The sequence below is a fragment of the Bradyrhizobium sp. SZCCHNR1051 genome (assembly GCF_032489615.1).
In the GTDB taxonomy this organism is placed as follows: Bacteria; Pseudomonadota; Alphaproteobacteria; order Rhizobiales; family Xanthobacteraceae; genus Bradyrhizobium.
In genome coordinates this window covers 160,091-175,476 of the sequence record NZ_JAUEYJ010000015.1, presented here as the reverse complement: position 1 = coordinate 175,476, position 15,386 = coordinate 160,091, and the positions used below count along the sequence as shown (strand labels likewise).

The window sequence follows — 15,386 nt, the reverse complement described above, 5'->3', positions numbered from 1 at the left end:
GCACCATGCCCATTATCTAATCGGAGCTCATCGCGGTCGGGCGCGCTCAGTCTGGCGATCGTGTCGCATCGAGCCGTTCGCCCTGCGCCTTGACGATCGCCTGCATCATGGCAATGAGCCGTTTCTGATCGGCCTTGGTGAGATCCGCGACCGTCGCGAGATGCGCCGCCCGTGCCGGCCGCTCGATCTTGCGCAGCAATGCCGCGCCGGAACGGGTCAGGCGGCAGGTCCGCGACCGCCGGTCGTGCGGTCCGACGCTGCGATCGACGAAGCCACGCGCCTGCAGCCGCTTCAATGCGCCGGTCGTCGTGGTCCGGTCGAGCGCGATGTCCTGGGCCAGCGCCGTCTGATCCGCCGTCCCCCGTTTTGCAAGCGCCGTCAACAGGCTGTACTGCAACGGCGTGATCTCGTAAGCGGCACATTTCTCCTGGAACAGCGCGACGTGGATCTGATGCAGCCGCCTGATCAGATAGCCCGGACGCTCCTCGAGCGGCCACGACGGATCTGCTTTCGGCTTAGTCTTTCCGGCCATCGAACGGCTCCCGCATAAGCGCTGATCACGCTGCATCAATTTGAAGCTGTCTATGGCACGGATCTTGATGTAATGCGAAGTATGCTTCGTAAATTGGTCGGCGTATCGTCCGCGCCGGCTCGTCGAGGAAGGCTTTGACCGGGACAAACACACCGCCCGGAAAGGAGACCTTGCATGTCCGTGAGCGCCTCGTTCGACCTGCTCCTGCGCGGCGGTCGCGTCATTGACCCCGCCTCCGGCATCGATGGATTGAAGGATGTCGCCATCCGCAATGGCCGCATCGCCGCTGTCCAGTCCGATATCCTGCCGACCAGCGCCAGGGATGTCGTCGACGTCACCGGCCAGCTCGTGCTTCCCGGACTGATCGACACCCACGCCCATGTCTATCAGTACGTCACCGGCCGCTTCGGCATGAATGCGGACATGGTCGGCGTGCAGTCGGGCGTCACCAGCCTGATCGACCAGGGCGGTCCGTCCTGCATGACCCTGCCCGGCTTCCGGCACTTCGTCGCCCAGCAGGCGCAGTCGCGCGTCTATGCGTTCCTGTCGGCCTATCTGGTCGGCGGCCTCGAGGGCCATTACTACCCCGATCTCTATCGGCCCGACTGCGTCGACATCGACGCGACGGTGAAGTCAGCTGTGGCCAACCGCGACCTCGTCCGCGGCATCAAGGCGCATGCCGAGATCGGCGGCTTCGCGCGCTGGGGCATCCGAGTCATCGAGATGGCCGCGGAGATCGGCCGCCGCGCCGAACTCCCGGTCTATGTCCATTTCGGCCAGCTGTGGGGCCTGCCGGCGAGCGGCACCAACGGCGAGGATGTCGACACCATCCTGGAGCGCGTGATCCCGCTGCTGCGTCCGGGCGACGTGCTGGCGCACCCGTTCACGCGGCATCCCGGCGGCTTCGTCAACACCAGGGGCGATGTACATCCGGTGATCCAGGCCGCGCTCGACCGCGGGCTCAAGGTCGACGTCGGCCATGGCAGCCATTTCTCCTACCGGCTGGCGCGCAAGGCGATCGACGCCGGCATCGTGCCGCATACGCTCGGCGCCGACATCCACGGCTACAACACGCATGTGCCGGCGCCCGCCGGCACGCCGGACGAACCTGCCGACGACGAGAACCACCCCTTCGCCGGCCAGGCCAAGTTCAGCCTCGTGCAGGCGATGAGCTCGCTGGTCGCGCTCGGGCTGACGCTGGAGCAGGTCGTGCCGATGGTGACGTCGAACCCAGCTAGCATGCTCGGCCTGTCCGATCAGATCGGCGCACTGCGTCCGGGCATGGACGCCGACGTCGGCGTGCTCCAGGAGAAGCAAGGGCGCTTCGTGCTGCGCGACAACGAGAAGACCGAGGTGATTGCCGATCGGCTGCTGCAGCCGGTGTTCTGCCTGCGCGCCGGCGTCAGGCACGACGCAATGGCGCCGATCCTGCCTACAGCGGTCGCGGCCTGACGTGGCCGGCGCGGCGCCGACCGTCTCGGATGAGCGCGCGCCGCGTGGCGTCGGCGCGCGGCTGCAGCGCAAGGAGGACGATCGCTTCCTGCGCGGCCGCGGCCAGTATGTCGCCGACATCAGGCTGCCGGGGATGAAGGACGTCGCCTTCGTGCGCAGCCCGATGGCGCACGCCAGCATCAAGGCGATCCATATTCCCACGGTGTACCGCGACATCGTCTTCACGGCCGACGACCTCGCCGGCATCAAGCCGATCCGCGCCGTCTCAGGCCTGCCCGGGTTCAAGATCTCCGAGCAGCCGGTGCTGGCGACGGGCAAGGTGCGCCATGTCGGCGAACTCGTGGCGATGTGCGTCGCGCGCAGCCGCGCCGAGGCCGAGGACATCGCCGCTTCCGTCGAGCTCGACCTGGAGCCGCTGCCGGCGGTGCACGACATGCGGCTGGCGCGCGCGGCCGGCGGCGCGCTCGTGCACGAGCATTGGGGCGACAACGTCTTCCTGGAAACGAATTTCGAGGTCGACATCACTGCGGCGCTTGACGCGCCGATCAAGGTGACGCGCGAGATCTCGACGGCGCGCCAGTGCATGGCGCCGCTGGAGGGCCGCGGCGTCGTCGCGACCTTCGATCACCGGCTCGATCAGCTCACGCTGCACACCGGCTCGCAGATGCCGCACATCGTGCGCAACGGCCTGTCCGACTGCCTCGGCATGGACCAGGGCCGCATCCGCATCATCGCGCCCGACATCGGCGGCGGCTTCGGCCACAAGGGCATCCTGCTGCCCGAGGAAGTGTGCCTGAGCTGGCTCGCCATGGAAAAGGGCTGGACGGTGCGCTGGCTCGAGGACCGGCGCGAGCATCTGAGCGCCAGCGCGAATTGCCGCGAGCACGCCTATCACATCACGGTCTATGCCGATCGCGACGGCCGCCTGCGCGGTATCGATTGCGAGGCGATCGTCGATTCCGGCGCCTACTCGTCCTATCCGTTCTCGGCCTGCCTCGAAGCGGCGCAGATCGCGAGCATCCTGCCGGGGCCGTATCGGATGCCGGCCTATCGCTGCCGCACCTACTCGGTCGCAACCAACAAATGCCCGATCCTGCCCTATCGCGGCGTGGCGCGCACCGGCGTCTGCTTCGCGCTCGAGCTGCTGCTCGATGCCGTCGCGGCCGAAGCCGGGCTCGAGCCCGGCGAGGTCCGGCTGCGCAATCTGGTGCAACCGCAGGACATGCCGTTCGACAACATCACCAACAAGCATTTCGATAGCGGCGACTATCCCGGCGCGTTGCAGCGGGCGCTGGCGTCGATCGACGTCCCCGCGATCCGCGCCCGGCAACAGCACGGCGAGGCGGACGGCCGGCTGATCGGGACCGGCGTCTCGATCTATTGCGAGCAGGCCGCACATGGCACCTCGGTCTACGCCGGCTGGGGCATCCCGATGGTACCCGGCCACGAGCAGGCGACGGCGCGCCTGACGCCCGACGGCGGGCTGGAGCTGCGCGTCGGCGTTCATTCGCACGGCCAGGGACTCGAGACTACGCTGGCTCAGGTCGCGTCCGAAGTGCTCGGCGTCGATCCCGGCAACATCCGCGTCGTGCTCGGCGACACCGCGATGACGCCCTACTCCACCGGCACCTGGGGCTCGCGCTCGATGGTGATGGCCGGCGGCGCGGTGGGCACGGCCTGCGCGCAGCTCGTCGCGCGCGCCACGCGCATCGGCGCCAAGCTGCTGCAGCTCGCGCCCGAGGCGGTCGTATGGCGCGAGGGCCGCGCCTGCGGACCGAACGGCAGCGTCGGCCTCGCCGAGATCGCCCACACCTGGTACCGCCGGCCGCAGGACCTTCCCGCCGACGTTGACCCGGCCGGCCTCGAGGTCACCAGCGGCTACAAGCCGGTGCGCGACAGCGGCACCTTCTCCTACGCGGCCCATGCCGTCACGGTCGCGGTCGATCCGGATCTCGGCGAGGTCGAGCTGCTCGACTACGTCATCGTCGAGGATGGCGGTGTCCTCGTCAATCCGATGATCGTCGACGGCCAGATTCTCGGTGGCCTGGCGCAGGGCATCGGCACCGCGTTGTACGAGGAGATGCCGTTCGACGACGCCGCGCAGCCGCTGGCGACGACGCTGGCCGATTACCTGCTGCCGGGTCCGACCGAAGTCCCCGAACCGCGCCTGTTTCACATGGAGACGCCGTCGCCCTACACGATGTTCGGCGTCAAGGGCATCGGCGAAGGCGGTGCGATCGCGCCACCGGCGGCGATCGCCAATGCCGTCAACGACGCTCTCCGTCCGCTTGGTGCGGAGCTGATGCAGTCACCGCTGTCGCCACGCCGCATTGTCGCGGCAGTGCTGGCAGCGAAACAGGCGCAAGCGAGCTCGCCGTGAAGGCTGCATCCTTCGCCTATGAGCGTCCCAACAGCGTCGGCGCCGCGCTCGCCCTGCTCGCGGACGCCAATGGCGGCGCAAGGATCATGGCCGGTGGCCAGTCGCTCGGGCCGATGCTCAATCTGCGCTTGGTGCAGCCGCCGCTGATCGTCGACATCGCGGGGCTCGCCGAGCTTCGTACGGCCGAGCGTGACGGCGATGATCTTGTCATCGGCGCCTGCGTCACCCATGCCGACATCGAGGACGGCCGGCTTCCTGACGTGACTCATGGCGTGCTGCGGCGGATCGCGCGCGGCATTGCCTATCGCGCCGTACGCAACCGCGGCACCATCGGCGGCTCGCTAGGTCATGCCGACCCGGCCGCCGACTGGGTAACGACGCTCACGGCCCTCGGCGCCGGCGTGCGGCTGACGAGCTCCACCGGCCAACGTGACATCGCCGTGGCAGAGTTCATCCAGGGCGCACTGCAGACCGCGCTGCGTCCCGGCGAGTTCGTCGCCGCGATCCGCCTTCCCTCCCTGTCGCCCACGACGCGCTTCGGCTACGCCAAGGCCTGCCGCAAGCCCGGGGAATTCGCGCATGCGATGGCCGCCGTCCTGATCGAGCCCGATAAGTCCCGCAACCGAGTCGTGATCGGCGCCATCGACAGGGCGCCGATCGTCGTCGACGATTCATCGCTGTCCGGCGGAGCGATCACCGATCTCAGGCAGCAGTTCGATCGCGACCTCGCCGACCGCCTGCTGACGCAGGCCGGCGTGACCGATCCAGCCGCCCGCCACATCCATGTGAGCGTGCTCGCTCGGGCGATGGCGGAGGCCGCCGCATGACAACGATCCAGCTCACCGTCAACGGCAGCACGACCAAGGCCACGGTCGAACCGCGCACCCATCTCGCCGACGTCCTGCGTGATCAGCTCGACCTGACGGGCACACATCTCGGCTGCGAGCACGGCGTCTGTGGCGCCTGCACGCTGCTGCTCGACGGCGCTCCGGCCCGCTCCTGCATCACGCTCGCCGTAGCCTGTGACGGTGCCGCCGTCACGACCATCGAAGGACTGGACGAGGATGAGATCGCAGCCGAGCTGCGTGACGCCTTCACGCGCGAGCATGCCCTGCAATGCGGTTACTGCACGCCCGGCATGATCATGTCGGCGCACGACCTCGTGCTGCGCCTCGATCAGGCGGACGAGCAGGCCATCCGTGTCGGGCTGAGCGGCAATCTCTGCCGCTGTACCGGCTATGCCGGGATCGTCCGCGCAATCAGCGCCGTCATCGCGGCGCGACGGCAGCGAGGCGTCGCGGCCGTGATCGGCGCAGGACGAACATCGCTCGGCCCGGTGGGATCGCAGCCGGGCGCGATCCCGACCACCGCGTCGTCGGCGCTACCGACGATGACGGACACCAAGCTTCTCCGCGGAGTCGCCCTCGGTTGGCTCGAACCACCCGAGGTCGTGCCCGCCAAGAGCTTCGATGCGTCGTTCATGGTGAACGCCGCGCCCGAGCAGGTCTTTGCGCTGTTTGGTCAGCCCAAAACCCTGGCCGCCTGCTTTCCCGGCGCCACCATCACGGACCTCCCGGCTGCGGATCGCATCGAAGGTGAGATCAGGGTCGCCATCGGCCCGCTGTCGGCCGTCTTCCGCGGTTCTGCGCGCATCGACCGCAACGCGGCGGATTTGTCGGGCCGGCTCATCGGCACGGGACGTGACCAGCGGAGCCGCACCTCGACCTCCGGACAGATCAGCTGGCGCATGCTTCCGATCGACGAAGGGCGGGCAACCCACGTCGCGCTCGCAATCGGCTACAGCCTCTCCGGTCCCCTGGCGCAGATCGCGCGTGATGGGCTGGTGCGCGATCTGGCCTCGCGCCTCACGACGACGTTCGCACAGAACTGCGACCGGCATCTCAACGGCACCGCGGGCCTGACGGAGACACCAGAGCCGCAGCGCCTCAACGCACTTGCCCTGCTGCTGGACGTTGCGCGCAACCGTCTCACCGGCTTCGCCCGGCGCATGCGCGGGCCATGAGACCGCCGCTCGCCGGTGAATTGGTTCTCGCTCGCGGCCAGCCGTGACATGAGCACCGAACACCCGCGCGGGACATCGTCCCGGCACCTGTCTCCACGTTTCAAACAGCAGGCATGCCTGAGCTTTCTCGCGGCGAGATGCGCCCGAGCTTTGCCATCAGTCGACCTCTTCCTCCGAAGAAGAGGCGCAGGGAAGACCGGGTATCGGCTGATACCCGCGGTCCGCGTGCAGCAAATAAGCACGCGGCAGAACCACAGGTTCAGCCCAATATCCGGCCTTCCCTGCGCGACGGTTTGACGGGTTATAGGCGCTCTCCCCGGGGATCGGCTGTCTTGCCCCCGTCGCCCGCGGATCATCATCACCGCCGGCTTGGCATCAGCACCGCGATGCCAGGACCACACCATTTCGCCGTCGCCTCGCTCCGTTCGTCGGCGCGGGCTTTAACACCCGGCTGCAGAGCAACGCGCCCGTCGCTTCCCCTGCTCGACGCTCGTGACGATCGCGAAACGTCCCTCTTCAGCGAGCCGGGATGCGCGGAAATGTGCAGGTGATTTGCCCGACGTGACAAGGGAGAAGTTCGCGACAAACTGGCACGACGGGCAGTTGGCGCAGATGCGGCATGCAAGGATTGCCCGTCGAGTAGTTCGATGCAGCTAGCTCATACGAGTCCATGAAGATTGCGGCGGCCGTCGATGACGCGGATGACTTCGACCACGTCGATCGACCATCGTCCGTATCCGGCACTGTTCGATAAAGCAGCAGATACGGCGTCTCGACCAGCATGCGCATCGATGGCCTGATATCTGTGCGCCGAACACCCATCCGCGGCTGCGATCTCAGGAGTTCGAGTTCGCCTCGATCCGATCGAGATATCGTTCCGCGGCGGCTGGCTGCTCGACGGCAATCAGGAGGTAGATATCGATCAGATCGGCTTGCGCCTGATTGGACCAGATCAGTTCAATCGGCACGGCCGGATGCTTTCTTCGCACCCTTCAGCCGGTCACGCGCCTGCTTGCGCAGCCGCTTCATGTCGACCTTGGAACGATCCACGCAGTTGCTGGCCTAGCGCAGTGGGTTTTGTGCACTATCACCGTAACCTCGCGCGAGTCCTGACCTGCCGGTGTCCGGACATGCGGGTCGAGGAGCAAGTTACGTGCACTGTTGTCTCAACGACCTCATCCCACCACGTTCACGGCAACGCCGCGAACGGATCACGCACAGCGACACCCAGTGGCTCGAAATGGCGGAGGTTGCGGGATAGGATGGTCAGTTGATGCCGGCGCGCGGTCGCGGCGATGATGATGTCGGCAAAGCCCGGCGCGTGGCCGAGTCCCCTCGCCCGATCCGTCAAGGCGCCGGCGATCCGGGCGGCCTGGATGTCGAACGGGAGAATACGGTAAGCGTAGAGATGCACGACCGTCTCCAGCCACGCGGCGATGTCCGCACTCTTGCGCGTGGCGCCTTCCCGCCGCAGCTTCGCGATCCCGTCCTCGGTCTCCGCGACTGTCACGACCGAGATGAACAGCGACGCCGATTGCGCATCCATCCAATCGACGAGCGCGGCAGAAATTGGACCTCCTGGCGCCGCCGCCGAAATGACGTTGGTGTCGACGAGATACACGATTTCAGAGATCGATGGTTCGTGCCGGAGACGGATCGCGCTCGGGCACATCCTCCGCTGCCAGCGGCGCCGCCATCAACAGCCGGCCAAAGCTCGGCACGTGGGACAGCCGCTCCCATTCCTCGTAGCTCAAGACGACCGCCTCGCGCTTGCCGTGGCGCGTGATGACCGACGGCTTGCCCTCCACCGCCTGATCGACCACGGCGGAGAGATTGGCCTTTGCATCACGAAGCTGAATTTCGCGCATGGCTGTCTCGGTTAAATATGACTACAGTAGTCATATGGCGTAAATGAGCCGCCGATGCAAGCCATCTGGGCCGCCGGCGGCCACGCCTCGACCCAACCTGCTCAACCGGCCTAGCCGTAGGCCCCATCGGCTATCGAGATAACACCACCGCGCTCATTTCAACGTGGAGATCAGCACCAGAACGGTTTCAGACCGCCAAGGACATCAACACCACGCAGGGCCCTATCCCAGATGGGCATTGGCCTTGGGACCACATCAAAATATGCTTGAAGGAATGAGAGCCAACCCTACTACTCAACTACGTTCTCGGCGAACGACTCAGTCTCGAAAACCCGTGCGCGGCTTCCTAACCATCAATGAAAGAACCACAATACCATTCCAGCGATAACAATCGCGGCCAGGATCGCCATCCATCCCTTGGCGTCGAAATCGAATCCAGGACCCTTGAAGCGCAACTGATGGTCGGACATGACACAGCTCTCCATTGAGGAAACTTGAGAGCTGTCTTTCGGGGCGATTTAGATATTAGGGACGGACTTTGATTCCGACGCAAGCCCGCGATTCTCGTAATGCGAGAGTCCGTACGATTTACATATTACGTAATGTCTTTGAATCAATTACTTAGGCTGGTTGTATCGGCGAAAAATAATTTCATAATGTCGCGATAAATAGCAGCCCAAGAACCCTTCTCAACCACATCGCCCGACGCGAATCCATTCCGGCTTCCATGAAGTCGCCGGCTACAAATCCGATGGAGACCCAAAGCAGTATTAAGAGGGGTTGGCGGTCGCCGTAGCGTCTCACCATTCTGTCACGCCTAACCGACGGTATTCGAGGTGTGCTTCGGCTGAGAGCGGGATAACAAACCAATCATGTGCCTTCAGCACCCTTACCTCCCAGAAGGCCCCGAGAGGATGGCCGAGCTCATCAGTCGTAGGCCATTCGGTAGGCGGAACTCGATATTACAGTGCACTGAATTGCGACAACCTGATCATCTAATTAAGTTCACTGCCACCCGCAGTTCCCTCAACCATCAATCGAATATTCGCTATCAAGTGTTTCAGAAGGTCACCCCCAACAACCTCGAGACAACAAGCGATGGCAGATAATAAGAACCAACACTATGTTCCGCGCGTCCATCTCAAGCCATTTACTCTTGATGGGAAGGGTCTTGCGATCAACCTTTTGAACATTGACCGCATGAAACCTATCCGGGGCGCGCCTGTAAAAAATCAATGCTCGGGAGACTACTTCTACGGAAAGGATGAAAGTCTCGAGCGCGCAATCAGTGCGATTGAGGGTCCTTACGGCGAAATCGTACGTATACTCTCAGTTCAACGCCCGACCGTTAGCCCAAAAGCTCGCGTCGTACTCTTGCGGTTCGTCCTACTTCAGTATTTGCGAACTGAGGCGGCCTCCCGCAAGGCTACTGAGATGACAAACGCGATATGTAACGTTCCTGGGTCCGATATAGAAGCCCCCCCGATTCGTGAGGCGATAAAAGCCGCTGTCCGGCACGCTATGCTTACCTTTGCCCATATGATGAGGGTCGTCGACGACCTAAAGGTTTGCATATTGAGCAATCATACCGACCGCCCATTCGTCACCTCCGATAATCCCGCTGTATTGACAAACCGATTGCACATCCAACGTCGAAACAACCGTAGAAGCTTTGGAGTGACAACCGCTGGAACAATCTTTCTTTTGCCACTGTCGCCACGCCTCAGCACAATCATTTACGATCCAGCAGTATATCACAGTTCACAACAAGCCGGCGTGATTGACGTGATGAGCGCGGCCGATATCGATGCAACGAACGAGCACCAAATTCTAAACTGCGCAGCTAACCTCTATTTTAAGGATTGGGAGCAGCGGGAACAACTTATTCAACATGCTGTCGCGCGCCGGGAGCGCAGGCCAAAATGTCGCCACGCCATTGTTCACGCAGCTCTTGACCATTCTACAGAATGGGGACGACATTACTCTGCAAAAGACGTCAAGGACCTCCAAGATGAAGAGGAAGTCCTAGTCCACATAAGGGAGAATCACGCGCAACCGTCTGCTTGGCCTTCGTTCTTGCGATTCCGGCCCGACGCAAAGGCGTATTCAAATAATTCCGGCACCGGCTTGACTCGCAAATCGTGCATTGAGCATGGATTTGTGACAGGCACTGGGTACGAAAAAGTTCGTGTCTGAACTAAAAACGTGCCTCAGGTATTACTCGCTCACTCCCACTCAATCGTCCCAGGCGGCTTGCTCGTCACGTCATACACAACCCTATTCACGCCCTTCACCTCGTTGATGATGCGCGTGGCCGTGTTGCCCAGGAACTTCATGTCGAACGGATAGAAATCCGCAGTCATGCCGTCGGTGGAGGTGACGGCGCGCAGGCCGACGACGTAGTCGTAGGTGCGGCCGTCGCCCATGACGCCGACGGTCTTGACGGGGAGCAGCACGGCGAAGGCCTGCCAGATGGTGTCGTAGAGGCCGGCTTTGCGGATCTCGTCGATGTAGATGGCGTCGGCCTTGCGCAGGATGTCGAGCTTGTCGACCGTGATCTCGCCGGGGCAGCGGATGGCGAGGCCGGGGCCCGGGAACGGGTGGCGGCCGACGAACACGCCGGGAAGGCCGAGCTCGCGGCCGAGCACGCGGACCTCGTCCTTGAACAGCTCGCGCAACGGCTCGACCAGCTTCATGTTCATGCGCGCCGGCAGGCCGCCGACATTGTGGTGCGACTTGATCGTCACCGAGGGGCCGCCGGTGAAGGAGACGCTCTCGATCACGTCGGGATAGAGCGTGCCCTGCGCCAGGAAGTCGGCGCCGCCGATCTTCTTCGCTTCCGCCTCGAACACGTCGATGAAGAGTCTTCCGATGGTCTTGCGCTTCGCTTCGGGGTCGGTGACCCCTGCGAGCTCGCCGAGGAAGAGTTTTGAGGCGTCCACATGCACCAGCGGGATGTTGTAGTGGTGCCGGAACAGATCGACGACAGTCTCGGCCTCGTTGAGCCTGAGCAGGCCGTGGTCGACGAACACGCAGGTGAGCTGGTCGCCGATCGCCTCGTGGATCAGCACCGCGGCAACGGCGGAATCGACGCCGCCGGAGAGGCCGCAGATCACCTTGCGACTGCCCACCTGGGCGCGGATCTTCTTGATCTCCTCGGCGCGAAAGGCGTGCATGGTCCAGTCGCCGCCGAGGCCGGCGATGTTGCGGACGAAGTTGCGGATCAGTTTTGCGCCGTCGGGCGTGTGCACCACCTCCGGGTGGAACATCAGGCCGTAGTACTTGCGCTGTTCGTCCTGGATCACGGCGAACGGCGCGTTCGGCGAGACGCCGGCGACCGAGAAGCCCGGCGGCATCTGGGTGATGCGGTCGCCATGGCTCATCCACACCTGGTGCTGCTCGCCGGTCTGCCAGACGCCGTCGAACAGGCGGCTGTTGGTCTTGACCTCGACATCGGCGCGGCCGAACTCGCGGTGGTGGCCGCCCTCGACGGTGCCGCCGAGCTGGGCTGCCATCGTCATCTGGCCGTAGCAGATGCCCATCACGGGCACGCCGCTCTCGAAGATCAGTTGCGGGGCGCGCGGGGAGCCTTCCTCATGGACCGATTCCGGGCCGCCGGAGAGGATCACGGCCTTAGGTCTCATCTCGCGGAAGGCGGCCTCCGCCTTCTGGAACGGCACGATCTCGCAATACACGCCGTCCTCGCGCACCCGGCGCGCGATCAGCTGCGTGACCTGGCTGCCGAAATCGACGATCAGGATCTTGTCGTGGAGCGCGGCCACGGAGGTGTCGGCGGCGGCGCTGGCGGGGGTGTTGGGCTGGGCTGTCATGGCAAGGAATTACGCCGCGGCGGGAGGACTCGCAACCCTTGCCAGCAAGCGATTCACCGGTGCGTACCCCACCCACCGCTGTCGTCCCGGCCAAGCGGACTGGGGCAATGCGCAGCATTGCGCCAGTTCGCGCCGAGCCGGGATCCATAGCCACAGGACGCGGGGCTCGGGCACGCTGTGGCCACAGCTCGCGCCAGACGACGGCCGCGGAGTATGGGTCCCGGGTCGGCGCCCCACGCGCTACGCGCGCGGGGCTTGCCCGGGACGACAGCGGGAAATGTTCGCGGCGGGGGGGCCGTAGGGTGGGCAAAGGCGCGTGGCACGCCTTCCGTTTGGTCCACGCCGGTGCGCGCCGTGCCCACCGTCGGGCGGCGTTCACCGCGGCGACACGGTGGGCACGACGCCATTGCCATTGTCGTGCGCGGACATGGCGCGGCAGCGCCTTTGCCCACCCTACGGCGGTGTGGGTGCGGCTACGCCTGCTTCTTCAGCACCGACACGAAGAACCCGTCCGTACCCGTCCGGCGCGGGGTCATCAGCCAGCCCTCCGGCGTCTTCAGCGCGGCCTCGGCGAAGGCCTCGGCCTTGTCCCAGAGGACGGTGGCGGTTTGCTCCGGGGGCTGAACCGCGAACTCCGGATGCCGCTCCACGAACGCCCGCACCTGGTCGCCATTCTCCGGCTGCAGCACCGAGCAGGTGATGTAGGCGATGCGGCCGCCGGGCTTGACCAGGGAGGCCGCGCGATCAAGCACTTCGGCCTGGTCCTTCAGACGGATCTCGAGGGCGCCGGGGCGCATGCGCCATTTGGCGTCGGGGTTGCGGCGCCAGGTCCCCGTGCCCGTGCAGGGGGCGTCGATGACGACGAGATCGGCCGAGGCCTTGATATCGGCGAGCGGGTCGGCGTCGCCCTTCGGGCTGCGCACATCGGCGTTGTGGACGCCGGCGCGCGACAGCCGCTCGTGGATCGGCGCGAGCTGGCGCTTGTCGTGATCGGTGGCGATCAGCCGGCCCTTGCCGCCCATCATCGCGGCCAGCGCCAGCGTCTTGCCGCCGGCGCCGGCGCAGAGGTCGATCACCTGCTCGCCGGGCTTGGCCGCGGTGAACAAGGCCGCGAGCTGCGAGCCCTCGTCCTGGACCTCGATGGCGCCCTTGATGAAATCCTCCTCGGCATGGATTCCGGGATTGCGGGCGTCGGCGCCGAGCGTGATGCGCAGGCCAATCGGCGACCACGGCGTCGGCACGGCGCCGAGATGCTTCAGCGAGGCCTGCACCTTGTCGCGCTTGGCCTTCAGCGTGTTGACGCGCAGGTCGAGCGGCGCGCGGCTGGCCATCGCCATGGCCTCGGCGACGCGGTCGTCGCCGAACACCGCAGTGAGATACGGGTCGAGCCAGTCGGGATAGTCGCCGGCGACCGGCGGCGGCGCGCCCTCGGTGGTGCGCGTGGCCAGCGCCCGCTCCTCCTGCGCGTTCAAGGGCGGCGGGGCGAAGCGGCTGCCGTCGCACATCGCACCGATGGTCGCGACATCGAGGCCGCGCTCGAGCTTGAGCATGCCGAGCACGCGGGCGCGCGCCGTGTCGTCCTCCATCAGGTAGGCGCTGGAGGCGCGGCGGCGCAGCACGTCCCAGACGAGGCCCGCGATGGCGGCGCGGTCGCCGGAGCCGGCGAAGCGGTGGCTGGTGCCCCAGTCCTTCAGCGCCTTGGCCGCCGGCGCCCTGTCGGCCTCGATGGTTTCGATGATGTCGATGGCGGCGGACAGCCGGGCGGCGGGGGTCATTCAGGGTCCAGTTCTAGATCAGGAGAAGGATCTTGAGGGCGAAATACAGCCACATCGCCAGCAGCACCAGCGCCGAGGCGGTCCAGGCGAGCCCGCGGTCGCCCTTGGCGCCGCTGACAAGGCCGGCATTGACGAAGCGGGTCACCACGAACACCCAGGACAGCAGCACGATGACCAGATCGGCATGCCGCAGCGGCAGCGCAATCGCGATCAGGGCGTAGAACAGGGTCGGCAGACCGAATTCATCGGCGACGTCAGCGGCTTGCGCCCGCGTCCTGTTCCAGAACAGCAGCGCGAAGGTGAGCCCGACCTCGACGAAGACGGGCAGCAGCACCATGGTCAGCGACATGAGAATCCCCCTCACGAATGTCGAAGGCCCGGCGCGATGCCGGGCCCTCGTGGATGAACCGGTTCCCTCAGGACTCCCGAAAAGCGTCCATGGTTCCCATGTTTTTGCGGAGAGGCTGAAGAATCACATCAAGTGTGGCTCAGGCCTTGTCCGGCCCGACCCGCACCAGCTGCTTGCCGAAATTGGCACCTTTCAGCAGGCCCATGAACGCTGACGGCGCGTTCTCCAGGCCCTCGGTGACGAACTCCTTGTACTTGACCTTGCCGTCGCGGACCCAGGCCGACATGTCCTTGAGGAAGTCGCCATGGCGGGAGGCGAAGTCGGAGACGATGAAGCCGCGGATGGTGAGCCGCTTGGTCAGCACGTTGCGCATCAGCGCGCCGGCCCATTTCGGCGCCACCGACTGGGTGTCGTTGTAATGGGCGATCAGGCCGCAGACGGGCATGCGGGCGAAGGCGTTGAACAGCGGGAACACCGCCTCGAACACCGGGCCGCCGACATTCTCGAAATAGACGTCGATGCCCTTCGGGCAGGCTTCCTTGAGCTTGGCGGCGAGATCGGGATCGCGATGGTCGAGGCAGTCGTCGAAGCCGAACTCGGATTTCACATAGTCGCATTTGTCCTTGCCGCCGGCGATGCCGATGGCCCGGGCGCCCTTGATCTTCGCGATCTGCCCGACGGCCGAGCCGACCGCGCCGGAGGCTGCGGCGACCACCACCGTCTCGCCCGGCTTGGGCTGGCCGATGTCGAGCAGGCCGGTATAGGCGGTCATGCCGGGCATGCCGAGCACGCCGACGGCGGTCGAGATCGGCGCCAGCTTGGGGTCGACCTTGGCGAGGCCCTTGCCGTCGGAGATCGCATGCGTCTGCCAGCCGGCGCGCGCCAGGACGATGTCGCCGGCCTTGAAGCCGGGATTGTTGGAGGCCACCACCTCGCACACGGTCCCCGCCTCCATCACGCCGCCGACCGGCACCGGCTGGGCATAAGACGGCCCGTCGCTCATGCGCCCGCGCATGTACGGATCGAGCGACAGCCAGATCGTGCGCAGCAGCACCTCGCCCGCGCCGGGCGTCGGCACGGCGTGCTCCTCGAGACGGAAGTCGGTCGGCTTGGGCTCGCCGACGGGACGGGCGGCGAGAACGATGCGCTTGGCTTGGGACATGGGATGTTTCCTCTT

General features: G+C 65.4%; 13 protein-coding genes. 5 read left to right on the top strand and 8 right to left on the bottom strand.

The features are described 5' to 3' along the window. Window positions 1-46: 46 nt before the first annotated feature. Complete coding sequence (locus QW868_RS19805) at window positions 47-532, bottom strand: MarR family winged helix-turn-helix transcriptional regulator (RefSeq protein ID WP_316231266.1); 486 nt, start codon at window positions 530-532, stop codon at window positions 47-49. Between the two features lie 174 nt (window positions 533-706). Here QW868_RS19805 and QW868_RS19800 point away from each other — a divergent pair, with 174 nt between their 5' ends. The 4 genes from QW868_RS19800 to QW868_RS19785 are packed head-to-tail and all read left to right on the top strand — an operon-like array spanning window position 707 to window position 6,387. Next, window positions 707-1,984, top strand: coding sequence for an amidohydrolase/deacetylase family metallohydrolase (locus QW868_RS19800; protein ID WP_316231265.1), 1,278 nt, complete (start codon window positions 707-709; stop codon window positions 1,982-1,984). A gap of 1 nt (window position 1,985) precedes the next feature. Continuing rightward, window positions 1,986-4,364, top strand: a complete 2,379-nt coding sequence (locus tag QW868_RS19795) for a xanthine dehydrogenase family protein molybdopterin-binding subunit (RefSeq protein ID WP_316231264.1) — start codon at window positions 1,986-1,988, stop codon at window positions 4,362-4,364. Then, the gene (locus tag QW868_RS19790; protein ID WP_316231263.1) at window positions 4,361-5,191 is read left to right on the top strand and encodes an FAD binding domain-containing protein; all 831 of its coding nucleotides are present in this window, start codon (window positions 4,361-4,363) and stop codon (window positions 5,189-5,191) included. The genes QW868_RS19795 and QW868_RS19790 overlap by 4 nt, the downstream gene beginning before the upstream one ends. After that, complete coding sequence (locus QW868_RS19785; RefSeq protein WP_316231262.1) at window positions 5,188-6,387, top strand: 2Fe-2S iron-sulfur cluster-binding protein; 1,200 nt, start codon at window positions 5,188-5,190, stop codon at window positions 6,385-6,387. Before QW868_RS19790 ends, QW868_RS19785 begins: the two co-directional genes overlap by 4 nt. Before the next feature lie 836 nt (window positions 6,388-7,223). Here QW868_RS19785 and QW868_RS19780 read toward each other — a convergent pair. The 3 genes from QW868_RS19780 to QW868_RS19770 form a co-directional block, all read right to left on the bottom strand. After that, window positions 7,224-7,355, bottom strand: coding sequence for a type II toxin-antitoxin system RelE/ParE family toxin (locus tag QW868_RS19780; RefSeq protein WP_316231261.1), 132 nt, complete (start codon window positions 7,353-7,355; stop codon window positions 7,224-7,226). Window positions 7,356-7,576: 221 nt separating this feature from the next. Then, complete coding sequence (locus QW868_RS19775; RefSeq protein WP_316231260.1) at window positions 7,577-8,008, bottom strand: type II toxin-antitoxin system VapC family toxin; 432 nt, start codon at window positions 8,006-8,008, stop codon at window positions 7,577-7,579. 4 nt (window positions 8,009-8,012) lie between these two features. Next, window positions 8,013-8,255: a type II toxin-antitoxin system Phd/YefM family antitoxin gene (locus QW868_RS19770; protein ID WP_316231259.1), complete on the bottom strand. Its 243-nt coding sequence runs from the start codon at window positions 8,253-8,255 to the stop codon at window positions 8,013-8,015. A 1,098-nt stretch (window positions 8,256-9,353) separates the two neighbouring features. Between QW868_RS19770 and QW868_RS19765 the strand changes: the two genes are divergently transcribed. Beyond that, window positions 9,354-10,451, top strand: coding sequence for a DUF4238 domain-containing protein (locus tag QW868_RS19765; RefSeq protein WP_316231258.1), 1,098 nt, complete (start codon window positions 9,354-9,356; stop codon window positions 10,449-10,451). A gap of 29 nt (window positions 10,452-10,480) precedes the next feature. Here QW868_RS19765 and guaA read toward each other — a convergent pair whose 3' ends face one another. From guaA to QW868_RS19745, 4 genes are all read right to left on the bottom strand, one after another. Beyond that, a complete protein-coding gene (gene guaA, locus QW868_RS19760) occupies window positions 10,481-12,085 on the bottom strand; it encodes a glutamine-hydrolyzing GMP synthase (RefSeq protein WP_316231257.1) in 1,605 nt (534 codons plus the stop codon). 473 nt (window positions 12,086-12,558) lie between these two features. Then, window positions 12,559-13,860 (bottom strand): RsmB/NOP family class I SAM-dependent RNA methyltransferase, encoded by a 1,302-nt coding sequence (locus tag QW868_RS19755; RefSeq protein WP_316231256.1) that lies wholly within the window; start codon window positions 13,858-13,860, stop codon window positions 12,559-12,561. A gap of 13 nt (window positions 13,861-13,873) precedes the next feature. Beyond that, on the bottom strand, window positions 13,874-14,209 hold the full coding sequence (locus tag QW868_RS19750; RefSeq protein ID WP_316231255.1) for an MAPEG family protein: 336 nt from the start codon (window positions 14,207-14,209) through the stop codon (window positions 13,874-13,876). Window positions 14,210-14,348: 139 nt separating this feature from the next. Continuing rightward, a complete protein-coding gene (locus QW868_RS19745) occupies window positions 14,349-15,371 on the bottom strand; it encodes an NADP-dependent oxidoreductase (protein ID WP_316231254.1) in 1,023 nt (340 codons plus the stop codon). Window positions 15,372-15,386: the final 15 nt, after the last annotated feature.

Coding starts and splice junctions, on each gene's coding strand:
- QW868_RS19805 (WP_316231266.1), bottom strand. CDS start 532: ATGGCCGGAAAGACTAAGCCGAAAGCAGATCCGTCGTGGCCGCTCGAG.
- QW868_RS19800 (WP_316231265.1), top strand. CDS start 707: ATGTCCGTGAGCGCCTCGTTCGACCTGCTCCTGCGCGGCGGTCGCGTC.
- QW868_RS19785 (WP_316231262.1), top strand. CDS start 5,188: ATGACAACGATCCAGCTCACCGTCAACGGCAGCACGACCAAGGCCACG.
- QW868_RS19770 (WP_316231259.1), bottom strand. CDS start 8,255: ATGCGCGAAATTCAGCTTCGTGATGCAAAGGCCAATCTCTCCGCCGTG.
- QW868_RS19765 (WP_316231258.1), top strand. CDS start 9,354: ATGGCAGATAATAAGAACCAACACTATGTTCCGCGCGTCCATCTCAAG.
- guaA (WP_316231257.1), bottom strand. CDS start 12,085: ATGACAGCCCAGCCCAACACCCCCGCCAGCGCCGCCGCCGACACCTCC.
- QW868_RS19755 (WP_316231256.1), bottom strand. CDS start 13,860: ATGACCCCCGCCGCCCGGCTGTCCGCCGCCATCGACATCATCGAAACC.
- QW868_RS19750 (WP_316231255.1), bottom strand. CDS start 14,209: ATGTCGCTGACCATGGTGCTGCTGCCCGTCTTCGTCGAGGTCGGGCTC.
- QW868_RS19745 (WP_316231254.1), bottom strand. CDS start 15,371: ATGTCCCAAGCCAAGCGCATCGTTCTCGCCGCCCGTCCCGTCGGCGAG.